The organism is Pseudomonas sp. GW821-FHT09C08 (assembly GCF_059418125.1).
The window spans coordinates 65,164-87,045 of sequence record NZ_JBWKPG010000015.1; the positions used below are offsets into that span (position 1 = coordinate 65,164).

Sequence of the window (21,882 nt, forward strand, 5' to 3'; positions counted from 1 at the left end):
CTGTTCCGGTATATGGGGCCACAATTTCAGGGTTCAAGGGCGCAGGCGTTACCAAAAGTCTTTCCCATGACCGGGATCAATTCCTGCCCCATCATTCCTCATTGCGCTAAAAAAAGTGGCGACTCAAGCAAATCGAGCTAAGCGCCAGGATTGTCAGCCCTGAATAAAACACTGTATAAATAACCAGACCTAAAGCCTGGGAACGACGTTCATGCTCGTGCACCTGTCCGTACATAACTACGCCATCGTTGAACACCTGGATCTCGAACTGGATCGCGGGATGAGCGTAATCACAGGCGAAACCGGCGCCGGCAAGTCGATCATGCTCGACGCGCTCGGCCTGACCCTGGGCGATCGCGCCGACAGCGGCGTGGTGCGTCCGGGTGCGGACAAGGCCGACATCCTGGCTACCTTCGACCTGGCAGACATTCCCGAAGCCGAGGCCTGGCTCGCCGAGCGCGACCTGAATAATGAGGGGCCGTGCATCCTGCGCCGGGTGATCACCGCCGAAGGGCGCTCGCGCGGCTACATCAATGGCACGCCCTGCCCGCTTGGCGACCTGAAAGCCCTGGGCGAGTTGCTCATCGATATCCACAGCCAACATGAACACCAGTCCCTGCTGAAAACCGACACCCACCGCCGCCTGCTCGACGAATATGCCGGCGCCACCGACCTGGCCCGCCAGGTGCAGCTTGCCGCTCAACGCTGGCGCCAGACCCGCCAGGAATTAGAGCGACTCTCCAACTCCGGCGACGAGCAGCGCGCTCGCCATCAACTGCTCAGCTACCAGCTTGAAGAGCTCGAAAGCCTGGCACTCGGCGAGACCGAGTTGGAACAACTCGAACAGGAACACAAGAACCTCACCAATGCCGAAACCCTGTTGGGCATCTGCCGCCAAGTGGTGGAGCAATGCAGCGAAAGCGATTCGGGCAATGTGCTCAACGCACTGACGGCCAGCCTCAACCGACTGTCCAGCGTCAACAATGCTTCGGGCTCGCTCAGCGAAGCCACCACCCTGCTGACCAGTGCGCAGATCCAGGTAGAAGAAGCCGTGGGCGAGTTGAATCGCTTCCTCGACCACTTTGATGCCGATCCCTCCCGCCTGCAGGAAATAGAGGAGCGCCTGGACACTATCTATACCCTGGCGCGCAAACATCGAATCCAGCCCACCGACGTGGCCACGATGCAGCAAAAGCTGCTGGATGAAATCGAAACACTGAATGCCAACGACGAATCCATCGAACGATTGGGCGATGAACTCGCATCCTTTGCCCGTCACTATCAAGAGAAGGCCCGCGAGCTGAGCGACCTGCGCCAGCAAGCAGCCGCCAGCCTGGCCAGTGCCGTAGAGCAGGAGATCCAGCGCCTGGGCATGCCGGGTGGGCGCTTCACGATTGAATTGCGCGCCAATGCCAGCAATGAGCTGCAGCCCCACGGCCTGGAGCAGGTAGAACTGCTGGTCAGCGCCAACCCTGGGCAGCCGCTCAAGGCGCTGGCAAAAGTGGCATCCGGCGGCGAGTTGTCGCGCATCAGCCTGGCGATCCAGGTGATTACCGCCCAAACGTCACGGGTGCCTACGCTGGTATTCGACGAAGTGGACGTCGGTATCGGCGGGCCGACCGCAGAAATTGTTGGCCAGTTGTTGCGACGCCTGGGGGATAGAGGCCAGGTGCTGACGGTGACTCACTTGCCACAGGTAGCGGCACAGGGGCATCAACACCTGTTTGTGCACAAGGTGCGCGGCGATGAAGCGACACACACAGCCGTGTCGAAGCTGAACAAATCGGAACGTGTGGAAGAAGTGGCTCGGATGCTCGGCGGTATCGACCTGACCAAAGAGTCCCTGGCCCACGCGAAGAAAATGGTGGTGGCCGCGAAAGCCTGAAGCTAGCATTTTCTCCCTTATAGAAAGCACGAAGGCGACCCTAGGGTCGCCTTCGATCGTTTCGCAGAGAGAATCTGCGTCGTTTTTTACTTTTTCTTACGGATGTACAGGACCAGATTATGGTCAACCAGATCGAAGCCATGCTCCTCAGCAATCTTATGCTGCAGCGCTTCGATCTCAGGGCTGGTGAACTCGATAACCTCATTGGTATCCAGGTCAACCATGTGGTCGTGATGACCACCGTCAGCCAATTCGAACACTGCATGACCGCCGTCGAAATTATGACGAACCACCAGCCCTGCGGCTTCAAACTGGGTCAGCACACGGTAAACCGTGGCCAGGCCAACGTCCTCGTTAGACTCCATCAGCGCCTTGTAAACATCCTCGGCACTCATGTGGCGCTGCTCAGCAGAATCGAGCATTTGTAGAATCTTGACTCGTGGCAGAGTCACTTTAAGACCGGCTTTGCGTAGTTCGCTATTTTCAACCATGGTTAGCTTTCTCGCGGATGCTGCTTCGCAGCTTCTCTTAATACGGGTATGATCGGCGTTTACGTTGTCCCAGCCAAGATAGTGGAAGTCGCCCACCGATGCAAAACACCAAGCTCTTGCTAACCAGTTTCACCTTTGTGGGACTGCTCGCACTCGCCGGTTGTTCATTCCCCGGGGTTTACAAAATCGACATCCAGCAGGGCAATGTCGTCACGCAGGACATGATAGACCAGTTACGCCCGGGAATGACCCGACGGCAAGTAAGGTTTATCATGGGCAACCCCCTGCTGACCGACACTTTCCATGCTGATCGCTGGGATTATCTCTACAGCATCCAGCCGGGTGGCGGTGAACGCCAGCAGGAGCGCGTCAGCGTCATTTTCAATGGCAATGACCAACTCGTCAGCCTGTCTGGTGACTTCATGCCCGGCGTGAGCCGAGATGAAGCCTTGCTCGGCAAGGACAACGGCGCCAACGTGACTGCCCCTGCGCAGGAAAACGAGAAGCCGAAGTCTGAAGTGCCAGCCAAACCAGGCTCATTGCTCGACAAGATCCAGAAAGACGTCGACGGCGTGGAAACTGTGCCGGTCCCGACGCCACAGCCTCTGGACACCAGCCCGCAGTAACTGAGCGGCGCCCAATAAAAAACCCGGCATGCCGGGTTTTTTATTGCCTGCTGCTTGGCAAGCCTATGGATTTTGCTGCTTGGCCAGCGCCGCCTTGGCTGCACGCAAGCGGCGCACTTCTTTAGGATCGGCCAGCAAAGGCCGGTAAATCTCAATACGATCGCCCGCCTGCACAACTCGCACGTCGGGGTCCGCAATCACCTTGCCAAATATCCCCAAAGAGCAATCCGCCAGATCCAGCGCCGGAAACTGCGCCCCGATCCCGCAAGCCTGCACCGCCGCTCGCAAGCTGGTGCCTTCGGGAACCGCCGCCGCCAGCAACACCTGCCGATCTTCTGCGGCGTATACCACCTCAATCTCAACCATGCAGTTGCTTGGCTCGCTGGCAAAACGCATCCACCAGGGTATTGGCCGCCTGATTGAACAGCGGCCCCAGTGTTGCTCGCACGATAGGCCCCGCGTAATCAAACGACAGGTCCAGGCTGATCTTGCACGCCTTGTCAGTCAGCGCCTTGAACACCCACACACCATGCAATTGGGTGAACGGCCCCTCCTGCAGGTTCATTTCAATGGATTTCCCGGGCACCAGCACATTGCGCGTAACAAAATGCTGGCTAAGACCGCCCTTCGCCACACCAACGCTGGCGACCATGTGCTCATCACTGCTTTCCAGCACCTCGGCAGTCGAGCACCAAGGCAGGAATTCCGGGTAACGCGCAACGTCGTTGACCAGGTCATAGAGCGCCTGTGCCGGATAAGGCAGCAACGCCGAACGTTGAATATGCGTCGTCATGTGTGCGTCATTTCCACTGCTGAGGCAAAACATCGCGAAAGAACAGCCCGATCCGCGAGAGAAAAAAACCAAAGAACTGCCTGCATTGTCCGGGATTCGTCCAACACGCTCAAGCACGCAGGTTGACCGTAGCCGACACGCTCGCAACTCCCTATAATGCCGCCCCTATGGCTAAACAAAAGAAACACCCCACAGGGACCATCGCGCAAAATAAAAAGGCGCGACACGATTACTTCATCGAACATCGTTTCGAGGCTGGTCTGGTCCTGGCCGGCTGGGAAGTAAAAAGTCTGCGCGCCAGCAAGCTGCAACTGGTCGACAGCTATGTGCTGCTCAAGGATGGCGAGGCGTGGCTGCTCGGCAGTCATATCACCCCGCTGACCACCGCGAGCACCCACGTGATTGCCGACCCGGTACGCACGCGCAAGCTGCTGCTCAACGCCCGCGAGATCGACAAGCTCGCCGCCGCCGTGCAGCAGAAGGGCTATGCCTGCGTCTGCCTGTCCTGGTATTGGAGCAAGCACCTGGTCAAGTGCGAGATCGCGCTGGGCAAGGGCAAGAAGGAATACGACAAGCGTGATACCGAGCGCGAGCGCGATTCCAACCGGGAACTGCACCGCGCCGTACGCAACAAGGGCAAGGAAGAATAATCCTTGTCGCGGTGTAGCTTCGGGAACGCCCGCGGCTACATCCCCTTGCGCCGCTCGGCACGCGCCACGCGCTGAACCTCCTGACGCACCTCTTCCAACACTTCCTGCACATACAGCAGGTGACGTGTTGAAACCTCTCGCGCCTGCTCTGCCCGCCCCTCGATAATCGCCAGGTACAAATCCCGGTGCTGACTGATCAGCATGTCACGGGTTTCCGTGCGCTGCTGATACATGCCGCCGATGTTGGTGACCACGTTACGCTTGAGCAGATCGAACAAGCCGCGAATCGTGTGCAGCAGCACCGCATTGTGGCTGGCCTCGGCAATCGCCAAGTGGAACCTTGCATCCGCCGCCCCCTCCTCCGCCCGGCTCACGTCATCGGCGCGGGTGTAGCAATCCTGCAGTGCTTCGAACGCCGCCGTCAGCCGCTCGCGATCCACCTCGGTGGCGCGCAATGCGGCGTAATAAGCACAAGAAGCTTCCAGGGTCTGGCGAAACTCCAGCAAGTCACGCTGCGCTTCGGGATTGTTCTCCAACAGGTGCAACAGTGGATCACTGAACGTAGACCCCAGCGACTCCGCGACATAGTTGCCACCGCCCTGACGACTCACGAGCAAGCCCTTGGCCGCCAGCTTCTGGATTGCTTCGCGCAATGACGGGCGCGACACGCCAAATTGCTCAGCCAAGGCCCGTTCGGCCGGCAAGCGCTCACCCGACTTCAGCGTGCCCTCAAGGATCATGCCCTCAAGCTGCTCGACAATATCGTCAGACAAACGGCGCTGACGCACCTGATCAAACCCCATAACTCACTCTCCACCATCCCGACCACTCGCCGGGCCCTCTATTCTGGCCTATCGCCGCGCTCGCAGCACCTATCAGAACGCCTTGGATTTATCCGCTCAGCTCCCCGTCCTCGCAGACCTGAGACCAAAGTTTCGCAAGCGGCAAATTGACACACCGGCCCGAAGCCTTTTAACCTAGCCCACAGCGATTGTAAATTGGTATTACCAATTATCCAAGCTGACTAAACAACAACAATCAGGGGCCACCCCATATGCAAACCTGGCAACAGCTCTACAGCCCGCTCGGCAGCCTCGGCCTGTCCGCACTGGCCGCCGTTATCCCGATCGTATTCTTCTTCCTGGCCCTGGCAGTGTTCCGCCTCAAAGGCCACGTTGCCGGGAGCATCACCCTGGCGCTCTCGATCCTGGTCGCGATCTTCGCCTTCAAGATGCCGGTAGACATGGCGCTGGCCGCCGCCGGCTATGGCTTCGCCTACGGCCTGTGGCCTATCGCCTGGATCATCGTGGCGGCCGTGTTCCTGTACAAACTGACGGTCAAGAGCGGCCAATTCGAAATCATCCGCAGCTCGGTGCTGTCGATCACTGACGATCAACGCCTTCAAGTGCTCTTGATTGGCTTCTGCTTCGGCGCATTCCTGGAAGGTGCCGCCGGTTTCGGCGCCCCCGTGGCGATCACTGCCGCGCTGCTGGTAGGCCTGGGCTTCAACCCACTGTATGCCGCCGGCCTGTGCTTGATTGCCAACACCGCGCCGGTCGCCTTCGGCGCACTCGGGATCCCGATCATCGTGGCCGGCCAGGTGACCGGCATCGACGCGTTCAAGATCGGCGCCATGACTGGCCGCCAACTGCCCCTGCTGTCGCTGTTCGTGCCGTTCTGGCTGGTGTTCATGATGGATGGCCTGCGTGGCGTGCGCGAAACCTGGCCGGCAGCGCTGGTGGCTGGCTTGAGCTTCGCCGTCACCCAGTACTTCACCTCCAACTTCATTGGCCCGGAACTGCCGGACATCACCTCGGCCCTGGCCAGCCTGATCGCCCTGACCTTGTTCCTCAAAGTCTGGCAACCCAAGCGCACCGCGGGCGCGCAGATTGCCGGCGCCACGTCGAGCGCAGCAGTCACCGCCAGCGCTGGCGGCTTCGGCCTGCCGCGCAACACCGTTGCTTCGCCCTACAGCCTGGTGCAGATCTTCAAGGCCTGGTCGCCGTTCCTGATCCTGACCGTGCTGGTCACCATCTGGACGCTCAAACCGTTCAAGGCAATGTTTGCCGCCGGCGGCTCGATGTACAGCTGGGTGTTCAACTTCGCGATCCCGCACTTGGACCAACTGGTGATCAAGGTGGCGCCCATCGTCACCAATCCCACCGCGATCCCGGCCGTGTTCAAGCTGGACCCGATCTCGGCCACCGGCACTGCGATTTTCTTCTCGGCACTGGTGTCGATGCTGGTGCTGAAGATCGATATCAAAACTGGTCTTACCACTTTAAAAGAGACCTTCTACGAGCTGCGCTGGCCCATCCTGTCGATCGGCATGGTGCTGGCGTTCGCCTTCGTCACCAATTATTCCGGCATGTCGTCGACCATGGCACTGGTGCTGGCCGGCACCGGGGCGGCCTTCCCGTTCTTCTCGCCTTTCCTCGGCTGGCTGGGGGTTTTCCTGACAGGCTCCGATACGTCATCCAATGCACTGTTCAGCTCGCTGCAAGCCACCACCGCGCATCAGATCGGCGTCAACGACACCCTGCTGGTCGCGGCAAACACCAGCGGCGGCGTGACCGGCAAGATGATCTCGCCACAATCAATCGCCGTCGCCTGCGCAGCCACTGGCCTGGTGGGCAAGGAATCCGACCTGTTCCGCTTCACCCTCAAGCACAGCCTGTTCTTTGCCACGATCGTCGGGCTGATCACCTTGGCGCAGGCCTACTGGTTCACCGGTATGCTGGTGCACTGAGACCTGCACGCAATAGGGTAAGAATCGACGCCTGACACCGGTTCCGGCGTCAGCTATTTCTGGAGGACCAATGAGTCTGCCTGCCGCTTTCCTTGCCGACGTCATACAGCTGATCCCGAAGGATCGGCATTTCGACGACCCACTTTCCACCCTCGCATTCGGTACCGACGCCAGCTTTTATCGACTGATCCCACAGCTAGTGATCCGCGTGGAGTCGGAAGACGAAGTCGTCGCGCTGCTGCAACTGGCCCAACGCGACCGCGTGCCAGTGACCTTCCGCGCGGCGGGCACCAGCCTGTCCGGGCAAGCCATCAGCGATTCAGTACTGATTGTGCTGGGTGACAACTGGAACGGCCGCGAGATTCGCGGGCAAGGCACGCAGATCCGCCTGCAGCCCGGCGTCATCGGCGCCCAGGCCAATGCGTGGCTGGCGCCGTTCGGGCGCAAGATCGGGCCGGATCCAGCGTCGATCAATGCCTGCAAGATCGGCGGCATCGTTGCCAATAATGCCAGCGGCATGTGCTGCGGCACCGCGCAGAACACCTATCACACCCTGGCCGGGATTCGTCTGGTACTGGCCGATGGCAGTCGACTGGACACCGAGGATGCAGCCAGCGTTGCAGCGTTTCGAAAACACCATGCAGCCCTGCTTGAGCGACTGGCGACACTCGGCCGCGAGACGCGGGCAAATGCCGAACTGGCGGCAAAAATCCGCCACAAATATCGTCTGAAAAATACCACCGGCCTGTCGCTCAATGCCCTGGTGGATTTCGATGAACCGCTGGATATCCTCAGCCATCTGCTGGTCGGCTCCGAAGGCACGCTGGGCTTTATCAGCGCAGTGACCTACGACACAGTGATCGACCACCCCAACAAAGCGTCGGCGCTGATTGTGTTCCCGGATGTCGAGACCTGCTGCAACGCGGTGACCGTGCTGAAAACCCAGCCGGTCTCGGCGGTGGAGCTGCTGGACCGGCGCAGCATGCGCTCGGTGCAGGACAAACCCGGCATGCCGGCTTTCGTACAGCACTTATCGGAAAATGCCTGCGCGCTACTGATCGAATCCCGCGCCGCCTCCCCATCACTGCTGCACGAACAATTGGCGCTGATCATGGCGTCCCTGGCGGCGTTCCCTGTAGAGAAGCAAGTCGACTTCACCGAAGACCCGGTGGAAAACGCCCGCCTGTGGGCGATCCGCAAAGACACCTTCCCCGCCGTCGGTGCCGTCCGCAAAACCGGCACCACGGTGATCATCGAAGACGTCACCTTTCCGGTCGAGCAACTGGCGATCGGCGTGAACCGCTTGATCGAACTGTTCGACAAACATCACTACGACGAAGCCATCCTTTTCGGACACGCCTTGGAAGGCAATCTGCACTTCGTGTTCACCCAAGGCTTCAACAGCGCGGAAGAAGTCACGCGCTACCAGGCGTTCATGGACGACGTCGCGCAATTGGTGGCGGTGGAGTTTGGCGGTTCGCTGAAGGCCGAACACGGCACGGGCCGCAATATGGCGCCTTTCGTCGAGCTGGAATGGGGCAGCGATGCCTATCAGCTGATGTGGCAGCTCAAGCGCCTGCTGGACCCCAACGGCATTCTCAACCCGGATGTAGTACTCAGCGAAGACCCGCAAATCCACCTCAAGCACCTCAAGCCACTGCCGGCCGCCGACGAGATTGTGGATAAATGCATCGAGTGCGGGTTCTGCGAGCCGGTGTGTCCCTCCAAAGGCCTCACGTTGAGCCCGCGCCAGCGCATCGTGATCTGGCGCGATATCCAGGCGAAAAAACGCGCAGGCGTCGACACCACTGAACTCGAAGTCGCCTATCACTACCAGGGTATCGACACTTGCGCCGCCACCGGCCTGTGTGCGCAACGTTGCCCTGTAGGAATCAATACCGGCGACTTGGTGAAGAAGCTGCGCAGCCGCGATGCCGACCGTACAAAAACCGCCGAATGGCTCGCCACTCATTTCGCCACGGCATTGCAAGGCGCGCGCTTTACCCTGCATGTCGCCAACGGTGCGCGCATGCTGTTGGGCGCCCCTCGCCTGGCGAAACTGTCTGCCACGGTGACCCGGTTGTCCAAGGGGCAAATCCCGCAGTGGACCAGCGCCATGCCACAGCCAGAGAAAGCCATCCGCTTCAGCCCGGCCGTGGCCGATGAGCGGCCCCGCGTGGTCTACCTGGCGGCTTGCGTCTCACGCGCCATGGGGCCGTCCGCCAATGATAAAGAACAGATGTCGCTGTACGACAAAACCCGTGGCCTATTGGAAAAGGCCGGTTACCAAGTGGTGTTCCCCGACAATCAAGACAGCCTGTGCTGCGGCCAGCCGTTTGCCTCAAAGGGGTATGCCGACCAGGCGGAGCACAAACGCCAGGAACTGATCGGCGCGCTGCTGCATGCCAGCCGTGGCGGACTCGATCCGATCTACTGCGACACCAGCCCCTGCACCCTGCGCCTGGTGCAAGACCTCGGCGAAACGCGCCTGGACCTTTACGACCCGGTACGTTTTATCCGTACACACCTGATGGACCGACTCGACTTCACCCCCCAGGAAGCGCCGATCGCGGTACACGTCACCTGCAGTACCCAGCATTTGGGCGAAAGTCAGGCGTTGATCGACCTGGCCCGACGGTGCTCAAAAACCGTGGTGATCCCGGAAGGCATCCACTGCTGTGGTTTTGCCGGCGACAAGGGTTTCACCACGCCGGAACTCAACGCCCACGCGCTGCGCTCGCTCAAAGACGCCGTGCAACATTGCAGTGAAGGCCTCTCCACCAGCCGCACTTGCGAGATCGGCCTGAGCCAGCACGGAGGCATTGATTATCACGGCTTGGTGTATCTCGTGGACCGGGTCACCCAGGCCCGCGCGCATTAATCCTGCAAAAAAACGAACCCCTGCGCGCCGGCGTAGTCATCTGCATAGGCCTCGACGAACGAGGCTCAACAGTGATGTCGCTGGCAGCCGTTGAACGCCAGCAGCGTCGAGCCCTTTTGCGCAAGGAGATACCCTATGAAGCGTTCCGCTCTTGCTGGCTTGTTCATTACCGCTGCGATGCTGGCCTCCCCTGTTTTCGCTGCGGGCGAGCCCGATCTGTGCAAGATCAATCTGGACAAAATCAACAACGGCCAAGCCCTGCTTGCCACTGATACCAGCGGCAAGAAGGGAGAAATCGACACTGCCGTCTCCCAGGCGAAAGCAGCCCACGCTGCAGGTGATGACAAGAAGTGCATCGAGATCACCTCCAAAGCCCTGCAAGACCTGCAGAACACTGAAAAAGGCGGCAACCAGTAACACGCCGTCGTTGATGGCCAACCTTCGGGTTGGCCTTCCGTGAGCGTTTGGCGTACACTGCACAGGCTTGTCACTCACTAAGAAACAACGAGTTACAAGCACGGGGCCGTTTAGGATTCGACGCCGGTCGCGAAACTTTAGGTGCATGCCGAGTTGGTAACAGAACTCGTAAATCCACTGTTGCAACTTCTTATAGTTGCCAATGACGAAAACTACGGCCAGGAATTCGCTCTCGCTGCGTAAGCAGCCTTAGCCCTGAGCTTCTGGTACCTTCGGGTCCAGCAATCACCAGGGGATGTCTGTAAACCCAAAGTGATTGTCATATAGAACAGAATCGCCGTGCAGTACGTTGTGGACGAAGCGGCTAAAACTTACACAACTCGCCCAAAGCACCCTGCCCTTCGGGTCGCTGAGGGTTAACTTAATAGAAACGGCTACGCATGTAGTACCGACAGCGGAGTACTGGCGGACGGGGGTTCAAATCCCCCCGGCTCCACCAATTCGAAGCATCGACAGAACCCGCCTAGTGCGGGTTTTGTTGTTTCTGGGGTTTGAAAAGCCCGACAGGATGAACCTTCAGAATTTTCCTTCAAGCTATCGCGCCCTTGATGAACTGGCGCAACCCGCGCCACACAGCTAACTTCCTCCCGTCGCTGCTCATCAGCGACCGGCTTTGACAGGCCGAAAAGTGTAACCTTTCACACCCCTTGATAAGACGGCATGCTTGACGCGTTCCGCCTCGCTCATGGCGGCTGTGCGTGGGGCATCTTCGGGTGCGCCGGGTTCCTACACTTCCGGTCTGTCAACCCGCGTACAGCTGCCATCCATTCCTGTTTGACAGCAGGGGGCGGTAGCTCCTTAAACAGTGTGGGAGCTTCATTATGAAAAAGATCCCCCCAATCCACCCTCGACAACCCTCTTCACCCTCGCCCCAGATCTCTCCCCCGAAACCCTGCTGATCCAAGCCAGCGAAACCCTCGCCTCACTCAACGCCATGACCACCGACCTCGCCTTCGAACTCGAAGGTGCCAACCGCCACAAGCTGCTGGCCAGCCAGCAATTGATCGTGCTGAGCGAACTGTTGGTAGAGCGCGTGCTGGTGCTCACCCAAGATACCCAAACACTCCAATAACAAAAAAGGCCGAGGAAACTCGGCCTTTTGCTCTCATCTACCTCAGAAATCCCAACGAGTCGTAACCATCACGTTGCGCGGGTCACCGTAATACGCCGAGTCATAGAACCCGATATTGGTGAAGTACTTCTTGTCGAACACGTTGTTGACGTTAAGCGTGGCCGACAGGTTCTGGGTCAGTTGATAGCGCGCCATCACGTCCACCAGCCAGTATGGGTCTTGGGTAAATTTTTCCGAACGGCCGCCACCGGGATAGCCCCAGTTGCGCACGGTTTGCCAGCCCGCACTCTGCCAGCGCGTGCCACCACCGAGGGTGAGTTTGTCCAGGCTGCCTTGGAGTTTGTAGCTGGTGTAAAGGGTGACCTGATCCTCGGGCTCCCAGGTCGCCACTTTCTTGCCATCGGCATCGCGAGCGATCTTGTGGGTGTACCCGGCCTGCAACTGCCAGCCTGGCGCGAGTTCGCCGGAGATTTCGGCTTCGTAGCCTTTGGTTTTGCTCTCGGTGCCCATGTACGCGTAGTCGACGGCCGGCTGCGAGTTCCAGGCGGTATCGGCGATTGGGCGATTGGTTTCGTGCACCTCGAAGTAGGCGAGGCTGGCATTCAGGCGGCCATCGAAGAATTCGCCCTTGAGGCCTATCTCGTAGTTTTTGCCCTCGTCGGGTTGAAGCATGGTGTTGGTTCGATCGCGGTACTGGGTCTGCGGCTTGAAGATTTCCGTGTAGCTGGCGTAGGCGGTGAAGTTTTCGTTGAGGTCGTACGTCAGGCCGGCGTACGGCACCACCTTGCCGCTTTCTTCGGTGTCGCTGGTGCCAGTGACCTGATAGTTGGCAACCCGCGTGCCGAGCAACAGGTGCAGCGCATCGGTCAGGCTGAAGCGCCCGGTGACATAGGTGCCGGTCTGGCGGGTGATTTCATCACTGAAGCGGGATGCCTTACCCCACGCAGGCTCGATAGCCTCGCCGTGCCAGTTGTAGAAATCATAGGAGTTGTCGAAGTAGACGGGGTTACGGTAGTCCTTGCCCTTCCACCGTGAGCTGGAAACGGACTGCCCGATCACCAGTTCATGCTCACGCCCGAACAGCTCAAATGGTCCCGAGGCGTACACATCCAGGCTGTCGCTGGTGGTGTCGCCGGTGTATTTGGCCGCATAGATCGAACTGGCTGTCGCGGAATCCTGGGAGATGTAGCCCAATGGCGCGTCATAGCCGTTGACCTGATGGTTGTACTGGCCTTTGGTGACCCAGCCGTTGTCGAAGCTGTGTTCCAGGGTGGCGAAGACAGTGTGGCTGTATTGTTGCCATGAGCCCCATTTCGGCCCGTTGTTGAACGAGCGCGGCAAGTCGAGTTTGTTGCCGGTGGCGTCGAAGATGGTACGGGTGCCAGTCCAGCTGGAACCTTTGGGGTCGCTGTCCTGGTAGTCGGCGCCCAGGGTCAGCAGGGTGTCCGGGGTCAGGTCGACTTCGAGAATGCCGTAGAGCACGCTGGTCTTGCGCGAGTAATGATCAAGGAACGACTTTTTGTCCTGATAGGCGGCCACTGCGCGACCGCGCACGTTCCCGGTTTCAGTCAGGGGACCGCTGACGTCGACCTGCGAACGGTAGTTATCCCAGGAGCCCGCGCCCAGTTCGATGCTGCTCTTGAACTCGGAGGTCGGCTTCTTGCGGATCAGGTTGATAGTACCGCCAGGGCCACCGGCACCGGTCAGCAGGCCTGTAGCGCCCTTCAGCACTTCGACACGGTCGTAGATCGCCATGTCCGTCATGGTCTGGCCCGCCGAGTATTGAGCATCACGCAGGGTCGGTATGCCGTCGTACTGGAAGTTCTCGATGGAGAAACCGCGCGAGTAATAGTTGGTGCGCTCGGTGTCGTAGGTCGACACGGTGATGCCCGGCGTGTGGCGCATCACATCGTCGATGGATTTGAGACCGAAGTCATCCATGACCTGGCGGGTGACCACCGAGATCGATTGCGGAGTTTCCCGCGGCGTCAGCACCAGGCGCGTGGCCGTGGCAATGGTGCCCGGGGTATACGAGCCCGTGCCTTCGGTGACCGTGCCGAGTTGGTTGGCGCTGACTTGGGTGGTCTGCAACTCCACCTTTCCGTCTTGGGACAACGGCCTGGCCACCACGCGATAGCCGCCCTGCTCGCGCTCCGCCTGCAAGCCCGCCGGGCTCAACAGGCGCTCCAGGCCTTCGTCCACCGAGAAATTGCCTTTCAGGCCTTTGCTCTGAATGCCGGCTGCCAGCGCCGAATCAATGCCGATCATCACGCCCGCTTGCTGCCCAAAGGCCCCCAACACACGGTCCAGGCTACCGGGCGAAATGTCATACGCCCGAGGTTGGGATTGTTGCTGGGTAGGCGCCGCAGTGGCGGCCATGATGCTGTGGCTTGCGGTTGCCACCGATAAACCGAGGATAACGGTGCGCAAAGCGCTGACGCGGCTGAGCATAAAGACTGTCCTGTCGTGAAAGGGTTGGATGGACGCTTTTTTCTGCGTCTTACCTGTCTTGATGCACGAGACGGAAAAACCTGCCACGCGATGTAAAAATAATTTCAGGTCAGGCCGGCACGACAGTGGCCAGGTAGCCAAACACCCGCTGCACGCGGACGGGCAACACTTTGACCAGCAGGTCCAGGCTGGCCTCAGGCTGGTCCAGCGAAAACGAACCTGACACCTGCAAACCCGCCACGGCGGGGTCACAGCGCAGTACGCCGCGTCGGTAGCGGTCGAGTTGCTCAAGCACTTCGACCAGCGGCATGCGCTCGGCGATCAACAGGCCCTGGGTCCAGGCGTCTGCGCTGAATGACACGGTGGCGAGCGGCCCGCCCTGCAAACGGTCGAAACTCAATTGGCGGCCCGTGCCGAGCAGGAGGCTGGCGCCGTGCAAAGGTTCGATGGAGGCGCTACCCGACAGCATCTGCACCTGTGTGCCCTGCTGGCGAGGCAGGTCGTGGCTGATGATCATCCGCGACAGCGCCGCCGGTCGTACCCAGCCATTGGCCGTCTGGACCGCAGTGCCAGCGCTTATGCCAGTAATCAACAGCAACCTGCCGAGGTTAAGCGTCAGGTGGGCACCACGGATGTCCACCGCGGTGCGGGTATCCAATTGCAACTCGCCGTTATCGGCCAAACGCAGATGCCGTCGCTCCCCGGTAGCGGTGTGGTAATCGCTGAACAGGTCCGGCAACAGCACCCGCTCGCGTACGCTCAAGCCAAGCGCGGTAGCCACGCTCAAACCAGCGAAACCCTTGAGGACCGTGCGCCGCGACGGAACACTGCGCGCCTGCAGCAATTGCCTGGCACTGGACGCGGACAGCGCGTGGGTGTTGACGCGCATGTCGCGGCTGAGTCCGGCCAAGCGCTGCCAGGCCAGTTCATGCTGCGGGTGCTCGTTGCGCCATTGTTGGCAGGCGTGCTGCTCGGCGGCATTACAAGTGCCTGATTGCAGGGCGACCATCCAGTTCAACGCCTGATCCAGCACACGTTCGTCCAGGGGTTGATCGTTGGCGGGCTTGAAACGGTTCATCCCGCGTACACCGCCAGGTAGCAGTGGCGATAGGCCTTGAGCATGGCTTTTTGCACCACATTCACAGTGAGGTCCATGCGTTCGGCGATCTGTGGATAAGTCAGGCCGTCCAGCTGCGACAGCAGGAAAATCTCGCGCACCTTGCTGCCCAAGCCATCCAGCACCTGGCCTACCGAGTCCAATGCTTCAAGCACCAGCAAGCGGGTTTCCGGCGAAGGCATGTGTTCAGGTTCCAGGACTGTCAGTGACTGCTCATATGCACGCTCCAACGCCTGACGACGGAAATACTGCCCGCACAATCGACTGGCAACCGTCGTGAGGTAAGCACGCGGCTCACGGAAAACCGGCACGGTGCCGCTGCTCAAGATCCGCACGAAGGTATCCTGCGCCAGGTCCAGGGCCTGTTCCTGCCCACCCAACTTGCGCCGCAGCAACTGCACCACCCAGTTGTGATGTTGGGCGTAGAGTTCGCCCACGACCTGATGGGCAGAAGAAGATGAGGCCATCGGTGTGATATCCAGGGGACGGCTAAGGAAAGTCACATATGATAATACTTCTCATTAGAGACTGGTTAGGAGTTTCTCACTGAGCGTGGCACCTGCCCTCTTGGACTCCCCCGCACTTCCCATTACCCTGACCGCCTCTATCAGACAACCGGAAGTCCGATACCCGTGCTGAAGCCCCTTGCTGTTCTCACCCTCGCCTGCGCCCCAGTGCTCGCAACCGCCGCCGACCTCGCTGGCGTCTGGACGGGCACTTTGGGCAAATCCGCGATCACCGTCTGTTTCAACGGCGCCCACGGCGCCAATGGCAGTTACTACTACCAACGTATTCTCACGCCCATTCAGCTGACTCAGGCCAATGCCAGTGAGCCGTGGGTGGAAGAAGGGCAAACCGGCTTCTGGCAGTTGGACGACCCGCGAGACGACTCGCTGACCGGCACCTGGAGCAAAGCCCTGGGTGGTAAAAGCCTGGCGTTGGTGTTGAAACGCGCGGACGCCGACGGGTGCGCGAGCGACACCTACAACCTTCCTCTCGAAGCCGCGCCGCCTGCGGTAAAGGTCGAGAAGAAGACCTTCGCCGAGCATGCCTATCAAGTGAAGACCCAAGGTGGACAGGTCATCCTGAAACTTGAAGGGGACGGGGAAGCGATCGATAAGATCAACCGCGACCTCGCGCGCATGGCCATCAATCCAGAGGGCCAGACGGACTTCTACCGGGAGCGGCGCAACTCACTGGACCAGAGTGGCGGCACCACGACCAGCGAGATCACGGTGGAGCCGTCGTACTGGTCAACGCACTGGATCACCGTGCGCTTCTATCGCTGGTCGGCGGGCTACGGGCGCGGTGGCATCAGTTGGGGCCTGCACAGCTGGAACCTGCAAACCGGCGAAAAAGTCGACCCGTGGACGTGGCTGGGAGGCCGCGAGCAATGGGACAACCCCTACTCGGGCCAAGTCAAACTGCCCGCCCACTTCAGCGCGTGGCTGGCCAAACAGACCACCACCGACGAAGGGTGCCCGGCGGTGACCAGCTATTCCACGTTCGATTTGAGCTTCAACACCCAGGGCCTGCAACTCTCGACACCCGCCCAAGGCGACGGCTGTGACAACGAGCTGAGCTTTACCTGGGAGCAACTGGAGCCGGTGCTCTCGGCGCAAGGCAAGGCCGCAGTCCCCAGTTTGAAGGCCCCGTGAGGGTCTGGGTGCACTTTAAAAAAATCCGACACTCGTTCACGAAATATTCAGAAACGCCGACGGATACTAGCCAATTGCAATGACCGTTCCCCCGGACGGTCCTCCTGCCTTGGTAGCCAGAACCCATGACGCGTCCCGCTCCTTTGCTGTTGCTGCTTGCTGGTCTGTTGTTCTTCTTTGCCTTGGGCAACCATGAGTTGCAAGGGTCCACCGAAGCCCGTGTGGCCGGGATCGCCATGGCCATGCACCTGGACAACAACTGGGTGGTGCCGCAGTTGTTTCGCGAGCCCTTCCTGGAAAAACCTCCGCTGAGCCTGTGGATCGACGCCGGGGCGATTCGCCTGTTTGGCGGGACCACCTGGGCGGTGCGCCTGGCCTCGGCCTTTGCCGGGTTGTTCAGCGTGATGCTGCTCTACGGCATGCTGCGCACGTTCGGGCGGCCGAAGACGCTGGCGTTCAGTGCCGCCTTGATCCTCGCGACCATGGCCAGTTACTGGGGCAATGTGCGCGGCGTGGGTGAGGACTCGTTACTGACCCTGGGCGTCACCACCGCGCTGCTGGCGTTCTATCAGGCGATGCGGCCCGAGTCCGAGCGTCAAGGCGGCAACGCCTGGCCCTGGGCCCTGTTTACCGTGGGGATGGTCATCGCCACCTTGAGCAAGGGCGTGCTGGGCCTGGCGATGCCGGGTATCGTGATCTTCGTGTACCTGGCCAGCACCAGCCTGATGGACAAACGCCTGCGCATAGGCGACTGGCTCAAGCCGGCCCTCTTCACTTTGCTGGCGCTGATACCGCTGATGATCTGGCTGGGCTTCCTGTTCCAGCGCGGCGGCATGCAGGCGGTGGGAGAAGTGTTGTGGACCAACAGCGTCGGGCGCTTCAGCGGCTCGTTTGTCGAGGCGGGACACTACGAGCCGATCTACTACTACATCGCGAAGCTGCCCGAGGCGTTCCTGCCCTGGAACATCCTGGTGTACCTGGGGCTGTGGCATTTCCGTAAAAGCCTGGTGCGCAACCGTTACCACCTGTTTTTCAGCGTGTGGCTGGTGGCGCAGTTCACCCTGCTGACCTTCGCGTCGAGCAAACGCACGGTGTACTTGATGGCGCTCACGCCAGCCGCCGCCGTATTGGCGGCAGAATATGCACGGGTGCTGCTGGAATGGCTCAAGACCCACAAACCGGGGTTGTATAAACACCACACCAGGCTGGTGGGCGGCGTGTTCACCCTGGCGGTCGCCTGCTACCTGATAGCCGCCTTTTGGTTCGCGCCCAAAGCCGACGTGCGCCAGTCGTTCGTGCCGTTGATCAGTCAGATCCAGGCACTGCAAGCCGAAGGCAAGGAGGTGGTGTTGTTTCAGCCCAATGAGCGGATTGCCGGCGCCAGCGTGTTCTACACCCAGGCCTATCTGCCGATCCTGCAGACCGAAGCCGAGCTTCAGCGCTTTTTGACCGCCAGGCCCGGCAACGTTGCGCTGCTGGACCACACCAACGATTTAACCACCAAGGTCACGGTCATCAAGGAGATGGCGATCAACCGCCAGCCTTACTACTTCATCGAGCAGTAAGGCCGGCGCGGGGCATCAGTGCTTGGTGACCTTGTCCAGGTAACCCATGGCAAACGCCGAGACCACGAAGGTCATGTGGATGATCACGTACCACATCAGGTGTTGCGGATCGACGTTCTTGGCGTCCATGAAGATGCGCAGCAGGTGGATGGAGGAAATCGCCACGATGGACGCCGCGACTTTCATCTTCAGCGACGAAGAGTCCATGGTGCCCAGCCAGTTGAGCTTTTCCTTGTTGTCGTCGATGTCCAGCTGCGAGACGAAGTTCTCGTAGCCGGAAATCATCACCATCACCAGCAAGCCACCGACCAGGGCCATGTCGATCAGCGACAGCAGCACCAGGATCAGCTCGGACTCCGCCATCGAGAACACGCTCGGCAGCAAGTGAATCACTTCCTGGAAAAATTTCAGCGCCAGCGCCAGCAACCCGAGGGACAAGCCGAAATAGATCGGCGCCAGCAGCCAGCGCGAGGCGTACATAGCATTTTCGATAAAGCGTTCCATTGGATCTCACACAGCTTGGCTAAAAATGGCGGCGAGTATACCAGCCGCTACCAAACACCTGTAACCGCGAGAAAACTGACCTGTGCGGCATCTGTAAGAGAATTTTTCTGCTAGTGTCGAGCCCATCAACTCGGCTCCATGACGTCGGACAGGAAGAATTCAGATGATGGATGTGCGATCCCCCTTGGCCAGTCTCGGCCTGTGCGCGGCATTGCTGCTGGCCAGCGGCTGCTCCCCCAGCGATGAGCAGAAGCAGACCACCCTCGAAGAGAAAACCGCAAAATTCGAACACTCCCTCGACAGCATCCAGGACCCCAAACTGCGCGACGCCATCGCCGACCTCGGCGGCTCGCTGCTGTTGCTGGAACGCGCGCGGGTCAAACTCGCGACCAAGCCCATCGAAGCCGAATACGGCGAAGACAGCCTGGCCCTGCTCAAGCATTACCCCACGCCCCAGGCGCTGGTGGACACCTACATCAATGGCCTGTTCGTGCTGCGCAAGGCCTCGCACTCCGACTACCTGACGGATCTGCAGCCGGTCTTCCCGTTCAACTTCAATACCCCCGAGCAATTCCCCTTTCCCCATGGCCTGGAGTGGCAGTCGGTCACCTTGAGCAACGACAAGGTCGTGCCGTTTCAGCCCGAATGGTCGGAAACCGATCCGGGCATCCAGCTGAGCCCCAGCAGCTCCAACCTGACCAACCCGGATGACCTGACGGTGACCTACCCGTTCATCGATGGCATCGAGACAGAAAACAAAAGCCAGCCGCAGCCGGTCCGCCTCAAAGGTACGGTGGAAGTGGTTGCGCCGGGCAAAGTGCTGACGTTCGACCTGTCGAAAAAGGACGTGGGCCACAAGCGCACCGAAGGCAATATCACGGTCAACCTGGTGCTTCTGGAAAAAAACTACGCCGAGATCGAGCTGACCAACAGCCAACCGCTGGCGCCGGAAGTCGGCGACGAGTCACCCAACCCCCTGCTGGTGCAGGCACGCGACAGCACCGGGCAATTCCTCACACGCTCCGGTTCAATCAACGAAAGCGCCGCGCAAGTCGAGTTCTACGAGAAGCAACTGGCCGAGATGCAAAAGCAGAAGGCCTGGTCGGATGCGTTTGAAAAACAGCTGACCGATGAGCAGAAAGCCTTCGAACACAAGCAGACCAGCCATTACGCCAAAGTGTATTTCAACGGCCTGATCGACAACCTGCAGATCAACGTGCTGGATTTCTCCGCGGCCACGCTCACTCGCAAGGACCTCGACCTGCCGGTACAGCGCTTCGACAAGAACAGCCTGGAAAAGACCGTCCAAGCCTTGCCCATGCCGGTCACCGTGTATGACGACGGTGCCGCCAGCTGGCTCAAGGACGCGACCATGACTGAGGATCAACTGAAAAACAGCGTCACCATCAGCCAGTCCGTCGAAGACGCCAGCGCCGCACATATCGTGTTCGACCATCCGTTCACGTTCAATGACGACCTGGTCGGCAGCGAGCGTAACAGCAGCGAATCACCGGTAACCTTCTTCACCGCTGACGACAAAGGTGAACGCGGCGAGCCGATCGAGTTGCCCACCGAAGCGTTTGAACTGAACCCGGCGCGCGGCACCCTCACCTACGACCTCAACCTGTTCCCGGAAAACCCGGCGTACGTGGTGGGCTCGATTCCGCTGTTTTTGGCCACCATCCAAAAGGCTGAGATTGACGTCGCCAAGCTGCCCAAGGGGTTGTCGCTCAAGGACAACGCGCTGATTGTCGACCAGAAGGAATTCCCCGCCGACAGCTGGCGCTTCTACGCCAAGGACGCGAGCGGCAACTACCTCAAGGAAATTCTCGGCGTGAGCCACCGCGCCGAGGAATACGGCACGGCGATGTTTGACGTGCATTACTTCTACGGCCAGCCCACGGCGCTGGAAAGCTACCAGCGCACCGACCTGAGCACCGTGCAGTACGGCTTTGAGGTCAAGTTGGACAAGCCCGAAAGCAAGTAACCCGGCTAAAGCGCCAGGCGCTCGTGCCCACCGTTGAGTTGCCGCAGATGGGCCTGCAGGTGCAGGCACCAGATCTGCGGGTCATCCGCCAGTTCATAGCCGTGCAGGGTCAGGCTTTCGACAATCGATTGCAGAATGGTTTCGGCGACGAAGGGCCCATGAAACGGGCCCTGGGACTTGATGGTGGAGGGCTGCTCGCCAGTCATTCCGGCAGCAAACAGCAGGGTCCACATCCCGTTATCCCCCGCGAGAGGGCGAATGGAGCATTCGATACGGGTGACCAGGCCCAGGCATTGGCGGGTAAGGCAAAGGTTGCGCGGCATGGCGGCGACCCTCGGTAGATCGGTGTTCAACCTCAGCCGATGGCGAGGCTGTTTCTATCCAGCGACTCCTGTGGATATCCCTTGATCAGAGAATAGAATAAAACCAGTGCAAACCAAGGTTGTAGGGACCAACGGGCGTTGGGCCTCTATAGACGAGTCAAAAATGTGGCGATTTTATCGGTGTCCCAAGGCACCGTTGTTCCAATGCGGAAGCTAGTGTCGAGCTTTAGCGAGGCTGCGAAGGCGGCGGCATTGCTGGCATTTTCTGCGCCTGAGACACCGCTTTCGCAGCCTCGCTAAAGCTCGACAGCTCCCACAGGGGATTGCGGTGTCGGCCTGACTTCAATCCCCTAGGTGAATCGCAATATCCGACGCGACGCAGCCCAAGTGTGGGAGTTGTCGAGCCCCAGCGAGGCTGCGAAGGCGGCGGTATTGCTGGCCTTTTCTGCGCCTGAGACACCGCTTTCGCAGCCTCGCTAAAGCTCGACAGCTCCTACAGGGGATTGGCGGTGTCGCCTGATTTCAATCCCCTGGGTGATCGCAATATCCGACGCGACGCAGCCCAAGTGTAGGAGCTGTCGAGCCCCAGCGAGGCTGCGAAGGCGGCGGTATTGCTGGCATTTTTCTTCGCCAGGCACACCGCTTTCGCAGCC

At 59.9% G+C, this 21,882-nt stretch carries 19 protein-coding genes and 1 other RNA gene; 11 read left to right on the forward strand and 9 right to left on the reverse strand.

Annotation, left to right across the window (positions count from 1 at the left end):
• Positions 1–211: 211 nt before the first annotated feature.
• Positions 212–1,885, forward strand: coding sequence for a DNA repair protein RecN (gene recN / locus AC07OJ_RS29270; RefSeq protein ID WP_065910256.1), 1,674 nt, complete (start codon positions 212–214; stop codon positions 1,883–1,885).
• Positions 1,886–1,971: 86 nt separating this feature from the next.
• Here the strand turns inward: recN and fur are convergent, their stop codons facing one another.
• The gene (gene fur / locus AC07OJ_RS29275) at positions 1,972–2,376 is read right to left on the reverse strand and encodes a ferric iron uptake transcriptional regulator (RefSeq protein ID WP_003194220.1); all 405 of its coding nucleotides are present in this window, start codon (positions 2,374–2,376) and stop codon (positions 1,972–1,974) included.
• Positions 2,377–2,474: 98 nt separating this feature from the next.
• On the opposite strand from fur, the gene AC07OJ_RS29280 reads away from it, so the two are divergent.
• Positions 2,475–3,002: an outer membrane protein assembly factor BamE gene (locus tag AC07OJ_RS29280; protein WP_065910254.1), complete on the forward strand. Its 528-nt coding sequence runs from the start codon at positions 2,475–2,477 to the stop codon at positions 3,000–3,002.
• Between the two features lie 63 nt (positions 3,003–3,065).
• Here the strand turns inward: AC07OJ_RS29280 and AC07OJ_RS29285 are convergent, their stop codons facing one another.
• Both AC07OJ_RS29285 and AC07OJ_RS29290 read right to left on the reverse strand, forming a co-directional pair.
• Positions 3,066–3,368 carry an RnfH family protein gene (locus AC07OJ_RS29285; protein WP_495095703.1) on the reverse strand — a complete coding sequence of 101 codons (303 nt, stop codon included), beginning with the start codon at positions 3,366–3,368 and terminating at the stop codon, positions 3,066–3,068.
• On the reverse strand, positions 3,361–3,795 hold the full coding sequence (locus AC07OJ_RS29290; protein WP_005791512.1) for a type II toxin-antitoxin system RatA family toxin: 435 nt from the start codon (positions 3,793–3,795) through the stop codon (positions 3,361–3,363). Before AC07OJ_RS29290 ends, AC07OJ_RS29285 begins: the two co-directional genes overlap by 8 nt.
• A 167-nt stretch (positions 3,796–3,962) precedes the next feature.
• On the opposite strand from AC07OJ_RS29290, the gene smpB reads away from it, so the two are divergent.
• Positions 3,963–4,445 (forward strand): SsrA-binding protein SmpB, encoded by a 483-nt coding sequence (gene smpB, locus AC07OJ_RS29295; protein ID WP_060752280.1) that lies wholly within the window; start codon positions 3,963–3,965, stop codon positions 4,443–4,445.
• Positions 4,446–4,480: 35 nt separating this feature from the next.
• Here the strand turns inward: smpB and AC07OJ_RS29300 are convergent, their stop codons facing one another.
• Entirely contained in the window at positions 4,481–5,248 is a 768-nt protein-coding gene (locus AC07OJ_RS29300; RefSeq protein ID WP_065910250.1) for a GntR family transcriptional regulator, read from the reverse strand.
• Positions 5,249–5,499: 251 nt separating this feature from the next.
• Here AC07OJ_RS29300 and AC07OJ_RS29305 point away from each other — a divergent pair, with 251 nt between their 5' ends.
• From AC07OJ_RS29305 to AC07OJ_RS29325, 5 genes are all read left to right on the forward strand, one after another.
• Positions 5,500–7,194: a lactate permease LctP family transporter gene (locus AC07OJ_RS29305; RefSeq protein ID WP_495095704.1), complete on the forward strand. Its 1,695-nt coding sequence runs from the start codon at positions 5,500–5,502 to the stop codon at positions 7,192–7,194.
• Positions 7,195–7,264: 70 nt separating this feature from the next.
• The gene (locus AC07OJ_RS29310) at positions 7,265–10,075 is read left to right on the forward strand and encodes an FAD-binding and (Fe-S)-binding domain-containing protein (protein ID WP_495095705.1); all 2,811 of its coding nucleotides are present in this window, start codon (positions 7,265–7,267) and stop codon (positions 10,073–10,075) included.
• Between the two features lie 135 nt (positions 10,076–10,210).
• Positions 10,211–10,492, forward strand: coding sequence for a PA2433 domain-containing protein (locus tag AC07OJ_RS29315; RefSeq protein ID WP_065910245.1), 282 nt, complete (start codon positions 10,211–10,213; stop codon positions 10,490–10,492).
• 102 nt (positions 10,493–10,594) lie between these two features.
• Positions 10,595–10,991: a transfer-messenger RNA gene (gene ssrA, locus AC07OJ_RS29320) on the forward strand.
• A gap of 366 nt (positions 10,992–11,357) precedes the next feature.
• Entirely contained in the window at positions 11,358–11,624 is a 267-nt protein-coding gene (locus tag AC07OJ_RS29325; RefSeq protein WP_495095706.1) for a DUF6124 family protein, read from the forward strand.
• Between the two features lie 42 nt (positions 11,625–11,666).
• Here AC07OJ_RS29325 and AC07OJ_RS29330 read toward each other — a convergent pair whose 3' ends face one another.
• The 3 genes from AC07OJ_RS29330 to AC07OJ_RS29340 all read right to left on the reverse strand — a co-directional run bounded on the left by AC07OJ_RS29330 (position 11,667) and on the right by AC07OJ_RS29340 (position 15,659).
• On the reverse strand, positions 11,667–14,075 hold the full coding sequence (locus AC07OJ_RS29330; RefSeq protein ID WP_065910224.1) for a TonB-dependent siderophore receptor: 2,409 nt from the start codon (positions 14,073–14,075) through the stop codon (positions 11,667–11,669).
• Between the two features lie 109 nt (positions 14,076–14,184).
• The gene (locus AC07OJ_RS29335) at positions 14,185–15,153 is read right to left on the reverse strand and encodes a DUF4880 domain-containing protein (protein ID WP_495095707.1); all 969 of its coding nucleotides are present in this window, start codon (positions 15,151–15,153) and stop codon (positions 14,185–14,187) included.
• Complete coding sequence (locus AC07OJ_RS29340; RefSeq protein WP_065910220.1) at positions 15,150–15,659, reverse strand: sigma-70 family RNA polymerase sigma factor; 510 nt, start codon at positions 15,657–15,659, stop codon at positions 15,150–15,152. Before AC07OJ_RS29340 ends, AC07OJ_RS29335 begins: the two co-directional genes overlap by 4 nt.
• Before the next feature lie 165 nt (positions 15,660–15,824).
• On the opposite strand from AC07OJ_RS29340, the gene AC07OJ_RS29345 reads away from it, so the two are divergent.
• The gene (locus tag AC07OJ_RS29345; RefSeq protein ID WP_495095708.1) at positions 15,825–16,850 is read left to right on the forward strand and encodes a hypothetical protein; all 1,026 of its coding nucleotides are present in this window, start codon (positions 15,825–15,827) and stop codon (positions 16,848–16,850) included.
• A gap of 125 nt (positions 16,851–16,975) precedes the next feature.
• Positions 16,976–18,415, forward strand: coding sequence for an ArnT family glycosyltransferase (locus AC07OJ_RS29350; protein ID WP_495095709.1), 1,440 nt, complete (start codon positions 16,976–16,978; stop codon positions 18,413–18,415).
• Between the two features lie 15 nt (positions 18,416–18,430).
• Here AC07OJ_RS29350 and AC07OJ_RS29355 read toward each other — a convergent pair whose 3' ends face one another.
• Positions 18,431–18,919, reverse strand: a complete 489-nt coding sequence (locus tag AC07OJ_RS29355; protein ID WP_010206662.1) for a TIGR00645 family protein — start codon at positions 18,917–18,919, stop codon at positions 18,431–18,433.
• Positions 18,920–19,082: 163 nt separating this feature from the next.
• Here AC07OJ_RS29355 and AC07OJ_RS29360 point away from each other — a divergent pair, with 163 nt between their 5' ends.
• On the forward strand, positions 19,083–20,906 hold the full coding sequence (locus tag AC07OJ_RS29360; RefSeq protein WP_495095710.1) for a hypothetical protein: 1,824 nt from the start codon (positions 19,083–19,085) through the stop codon (positions 20,904–20,906).
• A 5-nt stretch (positions 20,907–20,911) separates the two neighbouring features.
• On the opposite strand, the gene AC07OJ_RS29365 is transcribed toward AC07OJ_RS29360, so the two are convergent.
• The gene (locus tag AC07OJ_RS29365; protein WP_262135332.1) at positions 20,912–21,229 is read right to left on the reverse strand and encodes a PA4575 family protein; all 318 of its coding nucleotides are present in this window, start codon (positions 21,227–21,229) and stop codon (positions 20,912–20,914) included.
• Positions 21,230–21,882: the final 653 nt, after the last annotated feature.

Excerpts from the sequence above, each read along its gene's own strand:
- recN (WP_065910256.1), top strand. The coding sequence starts at position 212 with ATGCTCGTGCACCTGTCCGTACATAACTACGCCATCGTTGAACACCTG.
- fur (WP_003194220.1), bottom strand. The coding sequence starts at position 2,376 with ATGGTTGAAAATAGCGAACTACGCAAAGCCGGTCTTAAAGTGACTCTG.
- AC07OJ_RS29280 (WP_065910254.1), top strand. The coding sequence starts at position 2,475 with ATGCAAAACACCAAGCTCTTGCTAACCAGTTTCACCTTTGTGGGACTG.
- AC07OJ_RS29285 (WP_495095703.1), bottom strand. The coding sequence starts at position 3,368 with ATGGTTGAGATTGAGGTGGTATACGCCGCAGAAGATCGGCAGGTGTTG.
- AC07OJ_RS29290 (WP_005791512.1), bottom strand. The coding sequence starts at position 3,795 with ATGACGACGCATATTCAACGTTCGGCGTTGCTGCCTTATCCGGCACAG.
- smpB (WP_060752280.1), top strand. The coding sequence starts at position 3,963 with ATGGCTAAACAAAAGAAACACCCCACAGGGACCATCGCGCAAAATAAA.
- AC07OJ_RS29300 (WP_065910250.1), bottom strand. The coding sequence starts at position 5,248 with ATGGGGTTTGATCAGGTGCGTCAGCGCCGTTTGTCTGACGATATTGTC.
- AC07OJ_RS29305 (WP_495095704.1), top strand. The coding sequence starts at position 5,500 with ATGCAAACCTGGCAACAGCTCTACAGCCCGCTCGGCAGCCTCGGCCTG.
- AC07OJ_RS29310 (WP_495095705.1), top strand. The coding sequence starts at position 7,265 with ATGAGTCTGCCTGCCGCTTTCCTTGCCGACGTCATACAGCTGATCCCG.
- AC07OJ_RS29315 (WP_065910245.1), top strand. The coding sequence starts at position 10,211 with ATGAAGCGTTCCGCTCTTGCTGGCTTGTTCATTACCGCTGCGATGCTG.
- AC07OJ_RS29330 (WP_065910224.1), bottom strand. The coding sequence starts at position 14,075 with ATGCTCAGCCGCGTCAGCGCTTTGCGCACCGTTATCCTCGGTTTATCG.
- AC07OJ_RS29335 (WP_495095707.1), bottom strand. The coding sequence starts at position 15,153 with ATGAACCGTTTCAAGCCCGCCAACGATCAACCCCTGGACGAACGTGTG.
- AC07OJ_RS29340 (WP_065910220.1), bottom strand. The coding sequence starts at position 15,659 with ATGGCCTCATCTTCTTCTGCCCATCAGGTCGTGGGCGAACTCTACGCC.
- AC07OJ_RS29350 (WP_495095709.1), top strand. The coding sequence starts at position 16,976 with ATGACGCGTCCCGCTCCTTTGCTGTTGCTGCTTGCTGGTCTGTTGTTC.
- AC07OJ_RS29355 (WP_010206662.1), bottom strand. The coding sequence starts at position 18,919 with ATGGAACGCTTTATCGAAAATGCTATGTACGCCTCGCGCTGGCTGCTG.
- AC07OJ_RS29360 (WP_495095710.1), top strand. The coding sequence starts at position 19,083 with ATGATGGATGTGCGATCCCCCTTGGCCAGTCTCGGCCTGTGCGCGGCA.
- AC07OJ_RS29365 (WP_262135332.1), bottom strand. The coding sequence starts at position 21,229 with ATGCCGCGCAACCTTTGCCTTACCCGCCAATGCCTGGGCCTGGTCACC.